This window comes from Atlantibacter sp. MEI4A-1023 (assembly GCF_056155425.1).
The window spans coordinates 2398520-2420197 of record NZ_CM149568.1 but is presented as its reverse complement, the minus strand read 5'-3'; the positions used below and the strand labels follow the sequence as shown (position 1 = coordinate 2420197).

18 protein-coding genes are annotated in these 21678 nt (G+C 54.9%); 7 read left to right on the top strand and 11 right to left on the bottom strand.

What is annotated here, in order from left to right:
- Positions 1–37 precede the first annotated feature (37 nt).
- Both ACVV26_RS11645 and ACVV26_RS11640 read left to right on the top strand, forming a co-directional pair.
- Positions 38–427: a RidA family protein gene (locus ACVV26_RS11645; protein WP_474797129.1), complete on the top strand. Its 390-nt coding sequence runs from the start codon at positions 38–40 to the stop codon at positions 425–427.
- A gap of 865 nt (positions 428–1292) precedes the next feature.
- A complete protein-coding gene (locus ACVV26_RS11640; RefSeq protein ID WP_474797128.1) occupies positions 1293–2087 on the top strand; it encodes a PhzF family phenazine biosynthesis protein in 795 nt (264 codons plus the stop codon).
- Positions 2088–2127: 40 nt separating this feature from the next.
- Here the strand turns inward: ACVV26_RS11640 and ACVV26_RS11635 are convergent, their stop codons facing one another.
- Positions 2128–3054 (bottom strand): diguanylate cyclase, encoded by a 927-nt coding sequence (locus tag ACVV26_RS11635; RefSeq protein WP_474797127.1) that lies wholly within the window; start codon positions 3052–3054, stop codon positions 2128–2130.
- A gap of 219 nt (positions 3055–3273) precedes the next feature.
- Positions 3274–4134 carry a putrescine utilization regulator PtrR gene (gene ptrR, locus ACVV26_RS11630; RefSeq protein ID WP_474797126.1) on the bottom strand — a complete coding sequence of 287 codons (861 nt, stop codon included), beginning with the start codon at positions 4132–4134 and terminating at the stop codon, positions 3274–3276.
- Between the two features lie 102 nt (positions 4135–4236).
- Between ptrR and ACVV26_RS11625 the strand changes: the two genes are divergently transcribed.
- The 5 genes from ACVV26_RS11625 (at position 4237) to ACVV26_RS11605 (ending at position 11210) form a co-directional block, all read left to right on the top strand.
- Positions 4237–5622: an aldehyde dehydrogenase family protein gene (locus ACVV26_RS11625; RefSeq protein WP_474797125.1), complete on the top strand. Its 1386-nt coding sequence runs from the start codon at positions 4237–4239 to the stop codon at positions 5620–5622.
- 77 nt (positions 5623–5699) lie between these two features.
- Positions 5700–7289, top strand: coding sequence for a methyl-accepting chemotaxis protein (locus ACVV26_RS11620; RefSeq protein ID WP_474797124.1), 1590 nt, complete (start codon positions 5700–5702; stop codon positions 7287–7289).
- Positions 7290–7336: 47 nt separating this feature from the next.
- Entirely contained in the window at positions 7337–8263 is a 927-nt protein-coding gene (gene glsB / locus ACVV26_RS11615; RefSeq protein ID WP_474797123.1) for a glutaminase B, read from the top strand.
- Positions 8264–8597: 334 nt separating this feature from the next.
- The gene (locus tag ACVV26_RS11610) at positions 8598–9590 is read left to right on the top strand and encodes a sensor domain-containing diguanylate cyclase (RefSeq protein ID WP_474801824.1); all 993 of its coding nucleotides are present in this window, start codon (positions 8598–8600) and stop codon (positions 9588–9590) included.
- Between the two features lie 168 nt (positions 9591–9758).
- Complete coding sequence (locus tag ACVV26_RS11605) at positions 9759–11210, top strand: tagaturonate reductase (RefSeq protein ID WP_474797122.1); 1452 nt, start codon at positions 9759–9761, stop codon at positions 11208–11210.
- 162 nt (positions 11211–11372) lie between these two features.
- Here the strand turns inward: ACVV26_RS11605 and ACVV26_RS11600 are convergent, their stop codons facing one another.
- The 9 genes from ACVV26_RS11600 to ACVV26_RS11560 form a co-directional block, all read right to left on the bottom strand.
- The gene (locus ACVV26_RS11600; RefSeq protein ID WP_474797121.1) at positions 11373–12530 is read right to left on the bottom strand and encodes a Fic family protein; all 1158 of its coding nucleotides are present in this window, start codon (positions 12528–12530) and stop codon (positions 11373–11375) included.
- A gap of 146 nt (positions 12531–12676) precedes the next feature.
- The gene (ulaA, locus tag ACVV26_RS11595) at positions 12677–13960 is read right to left on the bottom strand and encodes a PTS ascorbate transporter subunit IIC (RefSeq protein WP_474797120.1); all 1284 of its coding nucleotides are present in this window, start codon (positions 13958–13960) and stop codon (positions 12677–12679) included.
- 307 nt (positions 13961–14267) lie between these two features.
- Positions 14268–14804, bottom strand: coding sequence for a cytochrome b561 (cybB, locus tag ACVV26_RS11590; protein ID WP_474797119.1), 537 nt, complete (start codon positions 14802–14804; stop codon positions 14268–14270).
- Between the two features lie 119 nt (positions 14805–14923).
- Positions 14924–16402, bottom strand: coding sequence for a SulP family inorganic anion transporter (locus tag ACVV26_RS11585; protein WP_474797118.1), 1479 nt, complete (start codon positions 16400–16402; stop codon positions 14924–14926).
- A gap of 212 nt (positions 16403–16614) precedes the next feature.
- Positions 16615–17154, bottom strand: coding sequence for a ferredoxin-type protein NapF (gene napF, locus ACVV26_RS11580; protein ID WP_474801822.1), 540 nt, complete (start codon positions 17152–17154; stop codon positions 16615–16617).
- Positions 17154–17747 (bottom strand): molecular chaperone TorD family protein, encoded by a 594-nt coding sequence (locus ACVV26_RS11575; protein ID WP_474797117.1) that lies wholly within the window; start codon positions 17745–17747, stop codon positions 17154–17156. The genes napF and ACVV26_RS11575 overlap by 1 nt, the downstream gene beginning before the upstream one ends.
- A 55-nt stretch (positions 17748–17802) precedes the next feature.
- Positions 17803–18579 (bottom strand): dimethyl sulfoxide reductase anchor subunit family protein, encoded by a 777-nt coding sequence (locus tag ACVV26_RS11570; protein ID WP_474797116.1) that lies wholly within the window; start codon positions 18577–18579, stop codon positions 17803–17805.
- A complete protein-coding gene (locus ACVV26_RS11565; protein ID WP_474797115.1) occupies positions 18572–19198 on the bottom strand; it encodes a DMSO/selenate family reductase complex B subunit in 627 nt (208 codons plus the stop codon). Before ACVV26_RS11565 ends, ACVV26_RS11570 begins: the two co-directional genes overlap by 8 nt.
- Before the next feature lie 13 nt (positions 19199–19211).
- Positions 19212–21644, bottom strand: a complete 2433-nt coding sequence (locus ACVV26_RS11560) for a DMSO/selenate family reductase complex A subunit (RefSeq protein ID WP_474797114.1) — start codon at positions 21642–21644, stop codon at positions 19212–19214.
- Positions 21645–21678: the final 34 nt, after the last annotated feature.

Genomic DNA, 21678 nt, shown 5'->3' with positions numbered 1-21678 from the left:
CAAGCCGCACGTTCAACCTTTTTTAAAAGGAGTGAGTATGACAACGACCATTATTTCGACCAACACAGCTCCGGCAGCTATCGGCCCGTACGTCCAGGGTGTGGATATGGGCAGTTTCGTCTTTACTTCCGGGCAGATCCCGCTGTGCCCCGAGACGGGTGCGATCGCGGCGGACATTGAGGCGCAAACGCTTCAGTCGTTACATAACGTCAAAGGGATTGTCGAAGCGGCGGGGCTGACGGTGAATAACATCATCAAGACTACCGTGTTTGTGAAAGACCTGGCGGATTTTGAGGCGGTGAACCGCGTGTATAACGAGTTCTTTATGGAGCACAACGCGAACTTCCCGGCGCGGTCGTGTGTGGAAGTTGCGCGTTTGCCGAAAGATGTGAAGATTGAAATCGAGGCGGTTGCAGTTCGTCCGTAAGTGTAGGTTTTTATTTTTTCATTTGTAGTACCCTGGTTGCTCTCGTCGAAAGGCGGGAGCTTTTTTTTGCTTACGTGCAAAGGGTATTTTGGGTTTAGTACAGTGGAATTGTTTCGTTCAGTTTGTTCAGTGGAATTGTTCCGTTCGCTTAGGCTGTCGAGTCAGTCTTAAGCGTCGGTGAACGCGAACGGGTTGGGGGCGCTCGCCGCCGCGCCCCCAACACCCCCGGCTCCCCCGAGCGAAATCGCCGCTTCGCGGTGCCCTCGGCTTATCGCGTCCGGCTTCGGGTCGGGCGCGATGCTACATCCTGTAGCTCGCACCCTCTGGCGGCATCCATGCCGCCAGCCCCGGCCTCCCGCGAACGCCTCGGCGATTTCGATGGGGAGTAAAAACCCCCGCGATACGTTCAGGCTTTTAATGCAACCAGTGTGTCGCTGACAGTTTTTAAACAGAACTCACAGCGGCAATAGCTGCCCAGTAAAAAATAAAAAACATACAGTTGGGGGTGTTGAGTCCGGCATCAAAATCGCCGAGGCGGAATTGACGAGCCAGGTCAGCCCCGCAGGGATGCGGGGCTGAGGTCGGGAAAGGCAGGATGCCGTATCCCGACCGACCTGAAGCGAGGAGATGGAGCCGAGGGAAGCGGCGAAGCCGCCGATTTTGCTGGCCGGGAGCGGGGATTGCAAAGGGGGATGCGGAATCCCCCTTTGCCCGTTCGCGTGCTACGGAGTCACGTTGAGCCACGAACGCCTGGCGAACGGAACAACTCCACTGAACGGAACCCTTCCACCATACACACACACCTATACCGCCACGCCCCCCATCTATGTCATAGTGATCCCCTCAGCCCCCCAGGAGCCCCCCAATGCAAACGATTGATTTCTACATGATTGACGCGTTCAGCAATAAAACCTTCGGCGGAAACGCGGCGGCGGTGTGCCCGCTCACCGAATGGCTCCCCGATGAAACGCTATTAAAAATGGCAAAGCAGCATAATCAGTCGGAAACCGCCTATTTTGTCCGCGCCGATACCGGCTTCGAGCTGCGCTGGTTTACCACGCAATATGAAATCAACCTGTGCGGCCATGCCACGCTTGCCGCCGCGCATGTGATTTTCGAATATCTCGATTTCCCGGACACGGAAATTAAATTCTCGACCCGTTTTGTCGGCGAATTGAGTGTGACCCGCAAAGGCGAGTGGCTGACGCTTGATTTCCCGGCCTGGCAAACCGAAGCCGCCGACGCGCCGGACTTGCTGTTTGAAAAACTCGGTATCGCGCGCAGCGAGGTGAAGGAGACCCGCATGGCCCGCGACTGGCTGATCGTGATGAATGACCCACTGCGCCTGCAAGCGTTAACGCCAGATATCCACGGCCTGGAGCCGCTCGGTAAAATGGTGTGCATTACCGCCCAGGGCGAAAACCAGGATTTCGTGAGCCGCTTTTTCTGCCCCGGCGAGGCGGTGGCGGAGGATCCGGTTACCGGCTCCACCCACAGCATGCTGATCCCGTACTGGGCGGATAAACTGGGCAAAACCGAGATGCTGGCGCATCAGGTGTCGGTGCGTGGAGGTGAGCTCCGTTGCCAGTTACGCGGCGACAGAGTGTTAATCGGCGGAAGAGCGACGACTTATTTGATTGGCAAGGTAATGCTGCGCTAACCGTATTTCCTGTCCCTGATAACCAGGGACAGGGCAATCGTTACAGCGCTGTGACTGACGCGGTTTTTTCTATATCGATCATTTTGTTTTCACTCCAGAACCGACACTGATCTCTGCCGTTTTGCTTGCCGAAATACATCGCTTTATCGGCCCGGTCGATAATCGCCTGGAGTTCATCCTTTTCCTGCACCGTTGTGGTTCCGCAGGTGACCGTAATAGTGATGGCCCCGCTGGGAATAATAAACGAATGCTTTCTGACGATATTCATTATGCGCAGCATCACCGCCGTAAAATCCCGATAACTCTGGCACTCCTGTAGCACAATAAATTCCTCACCGCCGAACCGGTAGCTTCGGTCTGCTACCCGGACATTGGATGCCAGCAGTTGGCCTAATTCCTGAAGAATAATATCCCCCACATTATGGCCCCAAGTGTCGTTAACCGATTTAAAATAATCAATATCAATCAACGACAAATAAAAAGTGGAGTTCTTATTGCGGCGCAGGCTGGCGATGCGCGAAAAATCCTTATACAACAACTGCCTGAGCGGCAGCCCGGTTAACGTGTCATAGCAGTTGCGGAGCGAGATTAACTCGGTTTTATAACTATCTGTGGCTTCGAGAAAATGCATCTGGGCGTGAAAATAATTATTCAACTTCTCACGCAACGCCCGCTGGTTGCCAATACAGTTGATCACCTCACGCATGGCGTCATGCATGATTTCATGCGTGGCTTCAATAGCCAGCAAAGCCTCGGTGTTTTCTTCGGATGACGCGAGTTGCAAACGAAGCCAGTGACCAAATGCGCAAATCTCATGGGATTTAGGGTCGGTAAAACTGTTATCCATTCGGTCGTCGAATAATGAAAATTCAATCAGCTTATTGGCCCAGGCGAAATGATCGCGGATCGCCTGATTAAGCGTCATGAGCTCGATGTCGATTTCCGAAATAATTGCTTTTTGCAACATAGGAATGTCTTCTGAAAAATGTGAAGGCGGATGATATTTTAATCAGCCCAGGCATTTCTTAATCAGAAATGCTGTAAAAAAAGACAATTTAATTAACCAGGTTACGAGGTTAGCGCGATTGTGATCATGCTGATGCAGCAACGGGTAAAATACGGTGTGCAAAATGTAAATTTAAGCGAGCATTTCATTCTGCCCCGGTGAAAATCACCGGGGCAGGGGTTATTCACATTTGGGCAGCAGGTCGATAAAGGCATCAAGCTGGCGCGACCGGGTGCCACGCCGCCAGATAAGCCAGGTATTCAGCCAGCGCCATTTTTCCGCCAGCGGCCAGGCTTCAACCTGATGATGCCCCGGCATACTCTCCAGCATACTGCGCGGCATCAGCGCCAGCCCTGCGCCAGCAACCACACAGGCCAGCATTCCGTGATAAGACTCCATTTCATGGATTTTACCCGGCATGGCGTGATCGGCATTAAACCAGCTCTCGAAGTGGCGGCGGTAAGAACAGTTGGCACGAAAGGCATAAATACTGGCACCATTGATTTCCCTTGCACGGCTCACTTTAGGATGCCCAACGGCAGCCACCAGCATCATCTCTTCCCGGTACACTGGCAACCCGTCCAGTGAAGGATGCAGCACCGGACCGTCGACAAACGCGGCGCTGAGCGTGCCTTCCAGTACGCCGTCAATCATGGTGCCAGAAGGGCCGGTGGCCAGATCGAACTGGATGCGCGGATAGCGTTGGTTATAGGTCGCCAGTACACCCGGTATGCGCACGGCGGCGGTACTCTCCAGCGACCCCAGTGAAAACACGCCCTGTGGTTCGTTGCCGGAAACGACGCTGCGCGCTTCGCTCACCAGGTCGAGAATTTTCTTGCTGTATTCCAGGAAGCTGTAACCGGCGGGGGCCAGCCGCAAGCGTTGGTTTTCGCGAATAAATAGCTCCACCCCTAAATCTTCCTCGAGCTGGCGCAGGCGGGTTGTGAGATTTGAAGGGACTCGGTGCACTTTTCGGGCGGCGGCGGTGATGCTGCCGGTGTCCGCCACGGCGTTGAACATTTCAAGCTGCGTCAAATCCATAGTGTTCTCGTATTAAGAATGGGATGGTTAATATTATTCACTTTTCATAAATACCATCCCGAAACACACTGAAGCAATATTTCACTGCAAAAGAGAATATCAATGAGCGCCACTCCTCAGACCCACGCGATGACCGTAGATCCGGCGACCGGACAAACCCTGGCGGCGTATCTCTATGCCACAGCCTCCCACCGCGAGGCAACGTTGGCCCGTTGTGCCGCAGCCTATCGCGGATGGCGGGCGCTTGCCTGTGAACGGCGTGCGCAGCATTTGCGTGATATCGGCGCGGCACTGCGCGAGCGTGGCGAGGAGATGGCGCAACTGATGACCCGCGAAATGGGCAAACCCATTCGCCAGGCGCGCGGCGAAGTCGCTAAATCTGCGGCGCTGTGCGACTGGTACGCGGAACACGGCCCGGCGATGCTGGTGGCAGAGCCAACCCAGGTACCCGATGCGGTGATTGAATACCGTCCCATCGGCACTATCCTGGCGGTAATGCCGTGGAACTTCCCACTGTGGCAGGTGCTGCGCGGCATGGTGCCGATTCTGCTGGCGGGCAACGGTTATCTGTTAAAACACGCCCCGTCGGTGATGGGCTGCGCACAACTGATAGCGGATATCGTCAGCGACGCGGGTCTCCCCGATGGCGTATTCAGCGTGATTAACGCGACCAATGAAGATGTCGGCGAGATCATTCGCGATCCGCGTATCGCGGCGGTAACGGTGACCGGTAGCGGCCGTGCGGGCGCAGCGATTGGCGCGCAGGCCGGGGCGGCGCTGAAGAAATGCGTACTGGAGCTGGGCGGCTCCGATCCCTTTATCGTACTCAACGATGCCGATCTGGAACAGGCGGTGAGCGCCGCCGTGGCGGGACGCTATCAGAATACCGGGCAGGTCTGCGCCGCGGCGAAACGCTTTATCGTCGAAGAAGGCATCGCGTCGCGTTTTACCGCGCTGTTTGTCGAACGTGCTGCCGCGCTGCGTATGGGACTGCCGCAGGATGAAGAGACGGTTATCGGCCCGATGGCGCGGTCGGATCTGCGCGACGAACTGCACCGTCAGGTTGAGGCCTCGCTGGCACAGGGCGCGACCCTGTTACTGGGTGGGGAAAAACCCGCAGGCGAGGGGAATTACTATCCGCCGACGGTGCTGGGCAACGTGACCCCGGAAATGACCGCGTTTCGTGAAGAACTCTTTGGCCCGGTGGCGGCGATGACGGTAGCAAAAGATGCCGAACACGCTCTGGCGTTGGCCAATGACAGCGAATATGGTTTGAGCGCCACGGTGTATACCGCCGATGAACAGCGCGCCCACTGGTTTGCCGAACGGCTGGAATGCGGCGGGGTATTTATTAACGGCTACAGCGCCTCGGACGCCCGCGTAGCGTTTGGCGGCGTGAAGAAAAGCGGCTTTGGCCGCGAATTGTCCCACTTCGGCCTGCGTGAGTTTTGCAACGCTCAAACCGTATGGCGCAACCGCAAAGGGTGATTGTCATTTTTGTGCAATGATTCTGTCATTTTCGTTCAGTAGACTCGCGGCGTTAACGCTTTTTACTGAAGAAAATCATGACTCTAAGTGAAATTTTCCGCAAGCTGGCCCGTCCGTTCTGCCGTATCCAGTTCCGCTTATTAAGCGCGATCCTGTGCGCGATCGCGCTTTTCTCCGCGCTCCAGATTTTATCCACCGTAATGCTTTCTTCGTTGCTCCATGATACCGAACGGGATCTGGCGCAGCGGGAGCAGTTTCAGCAACAGCAGTCCTGGATAGAAGAGGCGCGAGTGTCGCTGCTGACGGCCAGCGACCTGCTTAACCGCTCAGGCGTCTATTTTATGCAGGACGCTGCGACCGGCTCCGAAGGCAGTTGGCAGAGCCTGATGGATGAAGCGCAAACGGCATTAAGCCATTCCCACCAGGCGTTTATTCGCTACCGGGAACACGCCACGCCGCAGGATGAGAACCTGTTGGCCAGCTATCAGGCCTTTTATCAGGCGCTGAAAGAGCAGGCAGATGGCCTCGCCGCCACTCACAGTATCGACGCTTTTTTCAGCGTACCGGTACAGGCGTTCCAGGCAGACTTTAATACCCGTTGGGTGGAGTATCAGAGCCAGATTGAAACCCGCAATGCGCAACACAGCCAACAGTTGCTTGCCGGATTAGCGATGGCGCAAAAAAGCGTTATCGCTGCGCTGGGGATGTTGCTGGTGATTGCCCTGGCCGTATGGCTGGGTATGTCAGCATGGGTGATCAAGCCGCTGCGTAAATTAATCCATCATCTGCACCGGCTGGCGGCGGGAGACCTCTCGACCGCCACGCCAGTCACCCTGACCCGCAACCGCGAGATGCGCGAACTGAACGCCAGTATCAATACTATGCAGCAGGGGTTAATGAAGCTGGTGCATGAAATGCGTGACGTCACCGGCGCATTAGCGGATACCGTGGACAATCTCACCCGCGATAACGATGCGCTTTCACAGCAGGCGCAGCGCCAGGCCCAGGAGCTGGAGCGCGTTACCAACCATATTCATGCCCTGGAATCTCACGTTGAGCAGAATACCGAATACGCCAGGGTCGCTAACCAGCGAGCCGACAGTGCCCGCGAGGTGGCTGCCGGCGGGGAAGAGATGATGCAGAGGGTGAATCATTCGATGCAGGATATGGTTTCCCGCGCCGGAGAGATGCGTGGCATCGTCGCCATGATCAACAGCGTGGCGTTTCAGACCAATATTCTGGCGCTGAATGCGGCGATAGAAGCGGCTCATGCCGGGGAGCATGGACGTGGGTTTGCCATTGTCGCCCGGGAAGTCGGGTTGCTGGCGCGTAAAAGCAGCCATTCCACCCAGACCATTGAGCAATTGATCCATCACTCGCTACAGGGGATAGAACAGGGTTCAGGCGCGGTCTCCCGGCTGGAAAATACCCTTGAGCAGATTATGTCGCTGGTAGGCAATCTCACCGGGCTGTTAAGCGAGATTTCCGGGGCAACGCTCAATCAGGGAGAACGGATCCACCGGGTGACTCGCCGCATCAGCACGTTAAACCAGGTGGTGACGGAAACCGGTGGGCTGGTGGCACAGATGAGCCATGCTTCCGGGCAGTTGGGGCAGGAGTCCCGGCGGCTGAGTGCGGCGGTAGCGCGTTTCCGCCTTCCCGCCTGACTCTGTTATACTCCCGGCGTTTTTTACCCGGCGCAGGGAGAGGGAATGTGGCTTTGGTATTAGATAATTCGGTGCTTGATGCCATTCTGGCGCAGGTCAGGCCGCTGCTCGGCCAGGGAAACGTCGCCAATTATATTCCGGCGCTGGCCGAAGTTCCGGCTAATAAGCTGGGTATTGCGATATGCACCGTGGATGGCGGCTGTTTTACCGCCGGCGATGCCCATGAACGGTTTTCTATTCAGTCGATTTCCAAAGTGCTCAGCCTGGTGCTGGCGATGGATCGCTATGAAGGGGATGAGATCTGGCGGCGCGTCGGGAAAGATCCCTCGGGTCAGCCGTTCAACTCGCTGGTGCAGCTTGAACTGGAGCAGGGCATTCCGCGCAATCCCTTTATCAATGCCGGGGCGCTGGTGGTGTGCGATATGCTGCAAACCCGGTTGAGCGCACCGCGCCAGCGTATGCTGGAGTTTGTGCGTATGCTCTCCGGGGAAAGCGACATCAGCTATGACGCCCGCGTTGCCCGCTCTGAATTCGAGCACTCGGCCCGGAATGCCGCTATCGCCTATCTGATGAAGTCGTTTGGTAATTTCGATAACGACGTGATCGGCGTGCTGCAAAACTATTTCCACTATTGCGCCCTGAAGATGAGCTGTCTTGAACTGGCGAAAACCTTTTTGTTTCTGGCGAATCAGGGAACGTTGCCTGACGGCAATCGTCCCATCATTACGCCATTACAAACCCGGCAAATTAATGCCCTGATGGCGACCAGCGGATTGTATGAAAACGCCGGCGAGTTTGCCTGGCGCGTGGGGATGCCGGGGAAATCCGGTGTCGGCGGCGGCATTGTGGCGATAGTGCCGCATGAGATGTCGATTGCGGTCTGGAGCCCGGAGCTGGATGGCGCGGGGAATTCTCTGGCAGGCATCGCTGTGCTGGAAATTCTGGCGCAAAATAGTGGTCGCTCCATTTTTTAACAGGATGTGTTTTTTTGTTAATCCCGGTTTGCTGTAAACGCGCTTATCGTTGCAAACAGAGTGGCCGCAACCCGCCGACGGCGTCCTCAGCATCGGCTACACAAGTAAACCAAAGTATTTCCGATATATTATAGCGAACTACCAATATTGGCAGTTGCGGCTTTCTTGCGAATATGTATTAACAATTGAGTGATTTTGTTAATAAAATAGCTTGCTAGCCAAAAATAACATTAATAAGATGTTGTCGAATTTATTTCGGAAAAGCCGCGTAATGCCACTGAGTGAATATATTAATAATCGTGATGGCGTTGCCGGTCTGAAATTTATCCGCCGCATGTATTTTATGCGGATGTTAGGCACCTTTCTCTGTTTCATTCCCATTCTTTCCGTTTTAACCGAACAGCATCTTCATCATGGCTGGCTAATCCTTCTGAGCGTCAACGCGTTCATCTGGCCAACCGTGGCGTTTTTGCTGGCGCGCCGCGCCCGCCAGCCCTTGATCGCCGAACATCGCAGCCTGGTACTGGACGCCGCCGCAGGCGGGTTCTGGATTGCCATGATGTCGGCTAATCCGCTGCCTTCAGTCGCCATTGCGGCGATCCTGCTTTCCGATCGTCTGGCTGCGGGTGGGGTAGAACTGCTGCGTAAAGCGGCAGGGGCGCTGGTTATTGGGTTCCTGGCATGTTGGGTTGCGCGCGACATGCCGTTTGAACCCACGATCAGCCAGCGTACGGCTTATGCCACGCTGCCGTTAATCGCCATTTATGTGCTGGCGGTGAGTGCGTTAACCGATTCCATCGCCATCAAGCTGCGGCAAAAAAGCGACGAGCTGGGGCGCATCGCTATGATGGACCCACTGCTGGATATCGCTAACCGGCGCCTACTGGAGCCGCGTATTCATCATGAACTGAATAAAATCAACCAGCGCCACCGGCTGTCGGCGTTGATGTTTATCGATATTGACGATTTTAAAGAGGTTAACGATCGTTACGGGCATAAAGTCGGTGATTCCATGCTGGTGGCAGTGGCTGAAATTCTGCGCCGTTTCACTCGCCAGCAGGATACGCCCGCGCGGCTGGGCGGCGACGAATTCGTGGTGCTGCTGCCGAACACGTCAATGGAGGAGGCCAGGGCTATTGGCCACGCAATTATGGAGCAGGCGGCGCTGCTACAGGCCGATCATGGTATTCCTTACCATTGCTCATTAAGTATCGGCATTGCCTTTGCCACCCGTGAAATGACTTCCACTACCGAATGGCTAAAAGCCGCAGACGATGCGCTGTATACCGCCAAGCGTGACGGTAAAAACCGCATATTCGCCTGTTGAGCCTTGTTGTAACATCCCTTTGTTTAAAATTATTTTAGTGTTGTATAAATTTTTTGAATACTTTGGCTCAGTTTGATCAAAACAGGGTTTTAGATTTATACGTTTCTGCTAGGTTAGGGTGGCTAATGATTAGGTTGACTGATAATTAAATCCACCAAGGAACCTATTGTGAAAACTTTAAATCGTCGCGATTTTCCCGGAGCGCACTATCCAGAACGTATCATCCAGTTCGGTGAAGGGAACTTTCTGCGCGCTTTTGTTGACTGGCAAGTTGATCTCCTTAACGAACACACTGACCTGAACGCCGGTGTGGTGATTGTGCGTCCTATCGACAGCGACTTCCCGCCGTCGCTGAGTACCCAGGACGGGTTGTACACCACCATTATTCGCGGCCTGAATGAGCAGGGCGAGGCCGTGAGCGACGCGCGTTTGATTCGCTCCGTTAATCGCGAGCTGAATGTGTATCGCGAGTACGATGCCTACCTGGCGCTGGCGCATAACCCGGAAATCCGCTTCGTGTTCTCTAACACCACCGAAGCGGGCATCAGCTATCATGCAGGCGATAAATTTGATGATGCACCGGCGGTTAGCTATCCGGCTAAACTGACGCGTCTGCTGTTCGAACGTTTCTCGCATTTCCACGGCGCCACCGACAAAGGCTGGATCATCATTCCTTGCGAGCTCATCGACTATAACGGCGATGCGTTGCAGGAGCTGGTGCTGCGCTATGCGCAGGAGTGGGACCTGGGCGCGGAATTCGTTGCCTGGTTGAATACCGCTAATACCTTCTGTTCTACCCTGGTGGACCGTATCGTTACCGGCTATCCGCGTGACGAAGTCGCCAGCCTCGAAGCAGAGCTGGGTTATCACGACAGCTTCCTGGATACCGCCGAGCATTTCTATTTGTTCGTGATCCAGGGGCCGAAATCCCTGGCGCAGGAACTGCGTCTCGACAAACTGGCGCTCAACGTGCTGATTGTTGACGACATCAAACCCTACAAAGAGCGTAAAGTCGCCATCCTGAACGGTGCGCATACCGCACTGGTGCCGGTGGCCTTCCAGGCCGGTATTGATACCGTGGGCGAAGCGATGAACGATGCAGAAGTTTGCTCGTTTGTTGAGAAAGCCATTGCCGAAGAGATCATCCCGGTGTTGGATTTACCGGCGGATGAACTGGCATCGTTCGCGAAGGCGGTAGTCGGGCGATTCCGCAACCCGTATATCAAACACCAGTTACTGTCGATTGCCCTGAACGGCATGACCAAATTCCGCACGCGTATTCTGCCGCAGCTGCTGGCTGGCCAGAAAGCGAGTGGGGCGTTACCGGCGCGTTTAACCTTCGCCCTGGCAGCGCTGATTGCCTTCTATCGCGGCGAGCGTGACAGTGTCACTTATCCGTTACAAGATGATGCACATTGGCTGGAACGTTATTCTCAGTGGTGGAGCGCGGTGAACGCGAACACAATGACGATTCGTGAGCTGGTGACAAAAGTGCTGGGCGATAGTGAACACTGGGGTCAGGATCTGAATCAGGTTGCTGGTTTAACTGATAAAGTCGCTGCGGACCTTGAGCAGATTGTGACTGTCGGTATGCGCGCCGCCGTTAAACCGCTCTGCTGATTGTTTTACCGATGAGCCTGGCTACGGCCAGGTTTATTTTCACCTTTAATTAGTTACAACATACACCATCGTTCCTCACAATATGAGAACAACGTAAACCACCGCGCACAACTCATTCCCCAGGGCTAAAAGGGAATGAGCCGAATAACCCCTCGATTCGGCTCAAAAAATGAGGTGAATAGGGCGTAGATTCGGCTCATTCACCCCAGCAATCTGATAGCGGGTGTTACGCCCACCGCCTGGCAGCTTTTCGAGTAGCCCTTTTTCCACCAGTTGAGCGAGATGGCGGGTAGCTGTCGCTTTACTGACCTTTGCTACCTTTTGATACTGGCTAGCGCTAATGCCTTCATCAAAACCGCTTTCACCGCCATCAAGCAAACGGTTAAGGACCTTCTGCTGTTCCGGAGTGATATCCAGCGTGGCGGGCCGCTGCCAGAAGCGCGATTTCAGCAACGTCCGCTGGATAGTCTTCAGCGCGTGGTCGAGGGTGGTATCAAGCGTCTCTAAAAACCAGATTAACCAGGGCGTTATGTCGAGCGGCCCTTTTTGCGTTTGCTCGAGAATACGATAGTAGTCGTTACGCTTTTCCAGGATCGCCACCGACATTGCATACAGGCGAATACTTTGATTATCTGCCTGTGCCAGCGCAAGGTCGGTCAGGGCTCGCGTCATTCTTCCGTTGCCGTCATCAAAGGGGTGCAGCGTGACAAACCACAGATGCGCGACAGCGGCACGCAACAGGGGATCGAGTAGCGGATCGTCGCGGCTTTCATTAAACCAGTCGATAAACTGAGTTAACTGCGCCTCCAGGCTATCGCGCGGTGGCGCTTCAAAGTGCACGTTGGGTTTATCCAGCCTTCCAGACACCACTTGCATCGGCTCATCGCTGCGCAAGGTGCCGACAATAACCCGTCCCAGCCAGCTATTCTGTTCGGCAAACAGCCACTGATGCCACTGATACAAGCGCGCCAGGGTCAGTGACTCGCGTCGATTATCAATGGCGTCAAACATCATGGCGGCCAGTCCCTCGGAGCGATCGCTGGTCGGCCACGGGCTCTCATCGCTCACGCCTAAACGTCGCGCCAGCGAAGAACGCACAGACTGCACGTTGAGCCGCTCGTCTTCGATTGCGCTGGAAGCGAGAATGTTGGCTAATAAATTATCCAGCGCCTGGCGTGTTTCATTGTCGGTTGCTGAGGTTTTACCCAGCAAAATACCGGTTTTGCGCTGAATCGCACGTGTCAGCGGCAGCAGCGCCTCGTCCTGCCAGCAAAAATGCGGCCAGTCAGGTTGCGCCCAGATCCAGGGTAAATTTGCCATGCTGTTCTCCTGTGATGAGCCGTATAAAAAAATATTCGGCTCAGTGCATGAGCCGAATATAAAAGTACTGCCACTAATTTTCAACCAGGAGTGCAATTTGACAGCGGGTTAACGCAGAAAACGCCTCGCGAAGAGGCGTTTATGGTTTAGATAAAGCTGAACAGACGCAGGATGTAATCCAGAATCAGCGACGGGATAGTGAAGTCCGGGTCAGCGAAGGTCACGCCGTGCGCGCCGAGCTGGGAGAAAATCGGCAGGGTCAACGCCGGGAGTACGCACAACAGCAGGCCGTTGATGCTACTGGCAATCACTGCGCCACGGAAACCGCCGGTTGCGTTACCAAAAATCGCCGCTGCGCCGCCGGTAATAAAGCTTGCCATGATCCCCGGAACAATAATCGGCAGGCCGATGAACGGGAAGATGATGATGCAAACCAGTTCCACCAGGAAGCTAATCAGGAAGCCGATCAGTGTGGCGTTCGGCGCTTTGGTAAACAGCACCATCACGTCAACCGCAGGAACTGCGCCAGGGGCAAACACGCGGGCAAAGCCTTTAAACGCCGGAACGATTTCAGCGGTAAACAGATTCACACCCGCTTTCGCCAGATACAGGCCACAGGCAAAGATCGCGGATTGCTCCAGGATAAAGATAACGACGTTCTTATCACCCGCGCCTGCGCCGTAAACCATGGTCATCGCATCTTTAATTTGCGGCTGGGTAGCGAAGATGCAGGAAATCAGCAGCAGAACTAACATTGTCAACAGGGTAGCGATGTTGGGTTCGCGAATAAAATCGAATTTATTGCTGATATTCAGATGTTCGGTGTCGGTCTTTTTATTACCAAACCATTTGCCCATAAAAGAGCCGATCACATAGGAAGAGATCGCCGCATGAGAAATGGCATATTCGTCTGAACCGATAATTTCGCGGCTAAAGCGGTTAAGGATAAACGGTGAAATGGCCATGTAGCTGCCGATAAACAAAGAGGCAATCACCACCATTTGGACATTACTGAAGCCGAACTGCATTAATACCGCCGTCAGGGCAAAGGCCATAAATAGCACCAGGTGCAGCGACAGATAGATAAACTTAAATCGGGTAAAACGCGCCAGCAGAATATTTAAAATCATCGAGAACAGCAGGATTAATGCCGCCGTCGCGCCTAATTTATCGATCGTGGCCGCCATGATAGCTTCGTTGCTGGGTACGACGCCGACGATATCAAAAGCCTTAGAGAACAGTGAACTAAACGCGGTCAACACTTTCATTAAAATGCCGCCGCCAACCTTTATCATGGTAAAGCCAATAAAGGAAAGGAACGTGCCGGTTATTAATCGAGAAATGGAAGCCTTTTGAAATAACAAACCCAGAAATGCCACAATCGCTATTATTACTGCGGGCGTTTTCACTAACCCTAATAATATGTCCATCTTAATTCCCCACCTGGAGCTATTTTTTCTGTGCACCAAAAAGGCGCGTTTGTATGGAAAGGTAAACTAAAGCGCAGTTATGTTAGCACCAGGGTTTAACCGTTATCTGATAACCGCATCACAAAAGAAACAACGTTCTTTTAGTTTTGAAATGCAGTTTCATTATCTTGGCTGTGGGTTGGTTAAATATCGCAGGTGAACCTGTTAATTATCTGTGACTACCATTCTAGCCTGCCAGGAATTGGCTATTTTTCACTTTTTTTAAAACAAAAAAAGGCGGAATAATAACCTTCCGCCGGGAAAATTCTTATTGTTCGCGAAAGGGAGAGATACGCAGAAGAGTATTATCTTTATACAGATAATGATGGGCTAACGCGGCGACGGCGTGTAAACCAATCAACCAGTAACCCAGTGGCGCAAGGAGTACATGCCAGTGGCTTAGCGCGTGAGAAAGCGCCATATCAGGAACGGCAGCAACCGGCATCGTTACCCCAAACAGCCACCAGTCGCGGCCCCGAAACCAGCGTGATGCGATGCCAATTATCGGTAACGCGATAAACAGCAAGTAGATTGCGCTATGCGTCAGATGCGCCAGCCCCGTTTGCCAGCGCGGCGGTGCAGGGTAAATCGGCGGCGTGCGGTGCCGTAAACGTAGCCAGAGACGTAGACACATCACTAACAGCACCAGCGTTCCCGCGCTAAAATGCGTGACGATCAAGGCAAATCCCTGCCACGAACCGCGCTGGGCAAAGCCGCGTAATTCCATCGCGGCATAGGCCATCGTCAGTAATATCAACGTCAGCCAGTGTAAAAAGATTTGTGATGAAGCGAATTTATTGGGCATGAAAATTCCACAGAAACGAAACCAGCCCATACGTTAGCGTAAACCGCAGAAATTATTAACGTGATGATAAGTGTGGGATTTTAGCAACGGGCCAGCGCTCTGGCCCGTCTTAAAAAGAATTAATGGCCGGACGCAAGGTTAGCGGCGGCGTCGGGTTTATCGTGCAGAGCGAAACGGTCAATCACAGTACGCGTGGCCTCGCTCATCCCAATGATTTCCACTTCAACGCCCGCGCGACGGAACTTCATCACGACTTTATCGAGCGCACCCACGGCGGTGATATCCCAAAAATGGGCATGGCGCACGTCAATAACCACATTTTGCAGCGGTTCACGCAGGTCGAAGTGCTCAACAAAACGGTCAGCGGAGGCAAAAAAGATTTGGCCGTGTACGTGATAAGTGCGCGTTTCATCCTCCCGGATGCTGTCCACGTTCATATAGCGCGCCACTTTAATGGCAAAGTTGAGCGCTGCAATCAGCACTCCGGTAAACACGCCAAACGCCAGGTTATGGGTAGCAACCACCACGGCGACCGTCGCCAACATCACGACGCTGGTTGATGGGGGATGGGAACGCAAATTAAGAATCGAGCGCCATGAGAAGGTGCCGATAGAAACCATAATCATCACCGCCACCAGCGCCGCCATCGGGATCCGCGATACCCACTGATTTAAAAACACCACCAGTACCAGCAGCACCAGCCCTGCCGTTAGCGTAGAAAGCCGCCCGCGCGCGCCAGATTTTACGTTAATCACCGACTGACCAATCATCGCGCAACCCGCCATTCCGCCGATCATCGAGGTGCAAATATTGGCGATACCCTGGGCTTTACATTCACGATTCTTATCACTTGTCGTGTCGGTCATATCATCCACGATGGTGGCGGTCATCATCGACTCCAGCAGGCCCACAGCGGCAAGCCCTGCGGAGTACGGCAGAATGATCCACAACGTTTGCAGGTTAAGCGGCACATCCGGGATCAAAAACACCGGCAGGCTGTCGGGCAGTTGCCCCATATCACCCACGGTACGCACGTCCAGATTGAGCCACAGGGAGAGGGCGGTAATCACGAGGATGCAAACCAGCGGCGAGGGGATAGTTTTATTGATTCGCGGCCAGAGATAGATAATCGCCAGCCCACCTGCGGTTAACGCGTAAACGTGCCAGGTGACATTCGTCAGCTCCGGCAGTTGCGCCATAAAAATCAGGATCGCCAGCGCATTCACAAAGCCGGTTACCACCGAACGGGAGACAAAGCGCATCAGGCTACCGAGCTTTACATACCCGGCCAGCAACTGGAACACCCCGGTTAACGCTGAAGCGGCCAGCAAATATTGCAACCCGTGTTCTTTCACCAGCGTCACCATCAGCAGCGCCATCGCGCCGGTCGCGGAGGAGATCATTGCCGGACGCCCACCGAAAAAAGCGATCACCACGGTGATACAAAAAGCAGAGTAGAGACCGACCTTTGGGTCGACTCCCGCGATAATGGAAAACGCAATGGATTCCGGGATCAGGGCCAGCGCCACAACAATACCCGCCAGGATGTCGCCACGGACATTACCCAGCCAGTCCTTACGCGTCGAGGACAGCAACATAGTGATTTCTCAATGGTTAGTGATTAACAGTTTTACGCAACGCAAAGCGCATCCGCAGAAGGGATGTCGTTCAGGCACTGGGCTATTCAGTGCCAAGAGTTAAGGGGTAACTCAGGGCGGCGTAAGCAACATGATGGATTTTTAACAGATTATTTGCGAAGTCCGTCACTATAGATGAATCGAATAGGAGTTCAACCTTGTATCTTTCAGGGTTATATAACTGAATGTAGCGTGACGGCCTGACGGTCGCACTGGATCAGGCATTCACCACAGCCGTTGCAGCGGTCGCGATCAGCCTGGGGCAGGCCGGAACCCCCAATAACACACGCCTGCTGTGGGCAAACTTCCACACAAAGATCGCACCCACGCGAACCGTGCGTACAGGCATCGGAAAAGGACGGGCGTAAACGGGTATCGAAGCGCGGTTGAGGCTGTAACGCGCCGCCAGAACACGCCTGAATGCACTTTCCACAGCCGTCACAGCTGGCGTATTCAATGGTCAGTTGCGGAAACCCGTCCTGACGGGCGACCAGAATGCCCATCGGGCACGCCTGCACGCAGCGTTGGCATTGATCGCACCGGGCGAAAAATTCCGCGCTCGTGAGGGCGCCAGGCGGTAACGGCCACGGTGGCAGCGCAGCAGGCGGCGGTGCTACGTTGCGTGACGCTGTCACAAATGCCCGAAACAGCCCCCGGCGGCTAACGTGGCGATGAGACATGTATTCCTGGTAGTAGCGCTCGTTTTTGTTCATCACATGAAAATCCGCCGTTCAACGGGGTTAAGCGCCTGCTGCTGTTTTACATCCTGCAAATACAGGCCGGCGATCTGCGCCAGCCTGGCGTAGAAAGGACTCACAGCGTTTTGTTGCAATAACGCCAGATAACGCGGCGCCCAGGGCAACAAATGCTGTTCCAGCAACACCATGGCGGCTTGCCGGTTGCCGCGCTCTAAAAACGCTGAGCAGGCCAGTAGCATCAGGCCAAACTGGTCTTCCGGCTCCTGTTGCTGCCCATCAAACGCCAAGCCGTAGCTGCGCAAAAAAGCGCGATACCCGGCGGTGGTTTCGCCCATCAGCAGATTGTCTTTTTCCAGATACACCGAACCCCAGGGCGGCGCGACCATTTCACCCTGGCCTTCAAACAGCACCGAATACTGCCAGTTGAGTTCATCTTCAGCCGCATTGGGCCAGTTTTCACAGAGCAGTGAAACGGTCTGTGGATCAGCCCAGGCATAGAGCGACGGCAGTGTCGGCAGACAAGCGATCAGCGCCTTAACCTCGGGACGTTCTGGTGAGTAGTAAAACAGCGCGCCGAGAATACGCGGCAGTACAGCAGCAGATGTCATGCATAATTCCTTATTGATACCGCTACAGGGCGGACCGAAGCCCGCCCGTAACCTGTTACATCGGTAACGTCCACAGATTGTAAAACGCGATACGGCCTACCAGTTCTGCTGAGATCACCACCGCAGCGGTAGCGAACAGCAGCGCCTGGCCACTTCTGGCGCGCATAAACACCAACGCACCCAGCGCACCCGCCGCCAGTAGCACCGCCTGAGCGGTAAACCAGTCGGACTGCGCCGCCGCCAGCGGGGCATCCGCTAACAGGATGGAAGACAGATAGCCCGGGCGCAGACAGAAGCTGGCGATAATCCCCGCGATGCTAACAATCAGCCCCAGACGACGCACGCCCAGCGCCGCCGCCAGTGCGCCGCCGCCAATCAGCGGCGTTAACACCATCATGACGGTGGTCCAGGAGGAACTCCACGTCGTCACCGTCGGCAGCTGGTAGATGCGCGGAATGGCGAAAACAAACACCACGCCAATCGCCGCCGCAAGCCAGGCCAGCGCAACGAACAGCTTACGCGCCCCGCGATCCAACAACAGCCCCAGTGCCGCAAGGCCTGCGACGGTGCCGAATACCGCAGAGAGCACAATTTCGTTGCTCATCGGTGAATGCCCAACGCGGAACAGCATATTCATGGCGCGCAGCGGCTGCCCGACGTGGAAAATCCCCATCACCACGCCCAGCCCGAATAGGCACACTGCCGCAAACAGTCCGATTGCCAGACGGCGCGCCTCAATGTGCCCCAGCGTTCCGCCAATCAGCAGCAGGATAAATGCGCCGACCGCGCTTTGCGTCAGGACGGTAAAGAACACCAACGGTAACTCATGCATGACGCACCTCCCGTAAATTCTGAATAGCGCCTTCTTTATCGCCGGTTGGCCGCGCCTTCGGATGCGGTTTCACCACCAGATTAGGATGGGTAAAGCTTGCCGATGGCAGCGGGGCGATTTGGTTTTCCGCGCCGTATTTCTGGCGCAGTTCGTCAATCGGCCCAAAGTCCAGCGCACGCTGCGGGCAGGAATCCACGCAGATCGGGCGCAGGTTTTTCTCCAGCCGATCCAGACAGCCGTCGCATTTGCGCATCACTTTCGCTTTGGCATCAAACTGCGGCGCGCCGTACGGACAGCGCATTTCACAGTAGCGGCAGCCCACGCAGAGGGAATCGTCTACCAGAACCAGACCATCTTCCTCGCGCTTGTGCATTGCCCCGGTCGGGCAGCCCGCCACGCAGGTAGGTTGATCGCAATGGTTGCAGGCGATGGACAGGTAATAACTGAAGGTATCGTTGTGCCAACTTTCACCTTCTTTAACCCAACTGCCGCCGCCGTATTCATAAACCCGCCGCAGCTTTGGCCCCACCTCTAAATCTTTATTGTCTTTGCAACTCACCTGGCAGGTTTTGCAGCCCGAACAGCGCGAGGAGTCAACGTAAAAGCCATATTGTTTCATTTTTATTCACTCCTTAAGCGCGTTTGATCTCAACCAGGTTGGTATGCTGCGGGTTGCCTTTCGCCAGCGGCGATGGCAGATGGCTGGTCAGCGAGTTAATGCATCCGCCCACGTCCACGCCCTGATTGTTAAGCCGCGTCCATGCGCCCTGCGGCATCGCCGCCACGCCAGGCAGGATGCGCTGCGTCACCTTGCAGGGGATCTCCACCACGCCGCGATCGTTAAACACATGCACGATATCGCCGGAAGAGAGTTGCCGCGCGCTGGCGTCAATTGGGTTGATCCACACTTCATCCGGTACTGCTTCATGCAGCGCCAGCACATTGGTGTAAGTCGAGTGGGTATGGCCTTTGGTGTGGAAGCCGCTGAGTTGCAGGGGGTACTTCGCCGTCAGTTCTTTATTAAGGTGTGACTCTTTCACCACGCAGAACTCCGGCACTGCCGGGATGCGATCGCCTTCTGGCAGCGTCCATTTATGCGCCAGATCCGCCAGCGCCTGAGAGTAGATCTCAATTTTGCCAGACGGCGTTTCCAGCGGATGGGCCGCTGCGTCTTCACGGAAATCGATAAACGCGATGCTCTGGCGTTCGGTGGCGATTTTCTGGTCGATAATCCCTTTATTTTTGGCGACCGACCACTCCGGAAGATAGGGGCGTTTTTCCCGCACCTGCTGATAGTGGTACTCCGCCCACTGCGCCTGAGTGCGGCCTTCGGTGTACTGCTCGCGCAGCCCCAGATGCCCGGCGATATCGGCGCAAATATCGTAGGTGCTGCGCACTTCCCACATCGGCGTAATGGTTTTTTGCAAAGCGATCATGTAGTTGTGCGAACCCGCCGCATACGAGCTATCCACCAGGTCTTCCGCTTCCAGATAGCTGGTTTCCGGCAGCAGCAGATCGGCGTATTTGGCGCTCGGCGTCATGTGGTTTTCAATCACGATGATGGTTTCGCATAGCGATTCATCTGCGAGGATTTTACGGGTGCGGTTGATATCGCCGTGCTGGTTCAGCAGCGCGTTCCCGGCCTGGTTGAAAAACAGCTTAATGCCGACGTTCAGCTTCTCGACGCCTTTCACGCCCATCGTTGTGGCAGTCATTTTTTCAGGATTGAGTATGGCGTCGGTCCACAGATAGCAAGGGATCGAGGCTTTAACCGGGTTGGTGCCGGTGGGCAGCAGCGGTACGCCGTAGGGGGTGCCATAAGGCCAGTTGCCGTTATTGGTGCCCGGTAATCCAAAATGGCCGGTGATGGCGGGAAGCGTCTGGATGGCGCGCACCGTCTGCTCGCCATTGGCATGGCGCTGCGGACCCCAGCCCTGGCCAATGTAACAGGCGCGTGCCGCCGCGATTTCCCGCGCCAGTTGCTTAATGCGCGTGGCCGGGATCCCGGTGATTTGCGCCGCCCATTCCGACGTTTTCTCAATGCCGTCGTCGCCGGTACCCATCACATAATCTTTATAACTGGCGTTGGGCGCGGCGTTTTCTGGCAACGTTGAGCGATCGAAGCCGACGCAGTATTGATTGACCAGCGCTTCATCAATCAGGTTTTCGCGGATTAAGGTATGGGCCAGACCCGCCACCAGCGCGGCGTCGGTAGTCGGGCGGATCGGCAGCCATTCGGCGTGTTCGGTGATAACCGAATCGGTATAGCGCGGGTCGATGATCACTACGCGGGCTTTCGATGCTTCCAGCGCCCGGCGCAGTTCTTCAACCTGGCCGCCGCCGGACATCCGTGTTTCCGACAGGTTCATACCAAAAAACACCACCAGATCGGAGTTTGCGATTTGGGTAAAATGGCTGCCGACGTATTTGCCGTGGGTGTACGGTGTGGCGCTGGCGATTTGCGCGGTGGAATAGGTATTGTGGTAATTAAGGTAGCCGCCGGTGAGATTTAACAGGCGTTTCCAGGCAGGGGTGCCCTGGGTGTGGTAATAGGCCCCGGACTGATAGTTGTAATAAATGGCTTCGCGGCCATATTTTTCCGTCACGCGCTTCAGTTCTTCTGCAATAAACGCGGTGGCTTCATCCCAGCTAATACGCTTGAATTTCCCTTCGCCGCGTTTACCGACCCGCTTCATAGGATATTTAATCCGGTCCGGGCTATACACGCGCCAGCGGTTAGATCGCCCGCGCAGGCAGGGGCGGATCTGATGTTGCCCAAAAACCGCATCATCAATCGCGTCTTCGGGTTCGATACGCACAATGCGATCGTCTTTAACGATCACTTTCAGCGCGCAGCGGCTGCCGCAGTTAACCAGACAGGCGCTGTGGCGCACGGTTTCACCGCTATCAACAACCGTTGCTTCAGGCGCGGCCTGCGCCGATGCCGAAAATGGCAAAGAAATCGCGTTGCTTAACGCAACGGCAGAACCTATTTTTGCGGCGGTGGTGACGGTATCCCGCCGTGAGATTTGTGTATTTAAAATCTCGTGTAGTCTTTTTTTCATTATTAGTACCCTCATTGCATCCAAAGGGGACCAT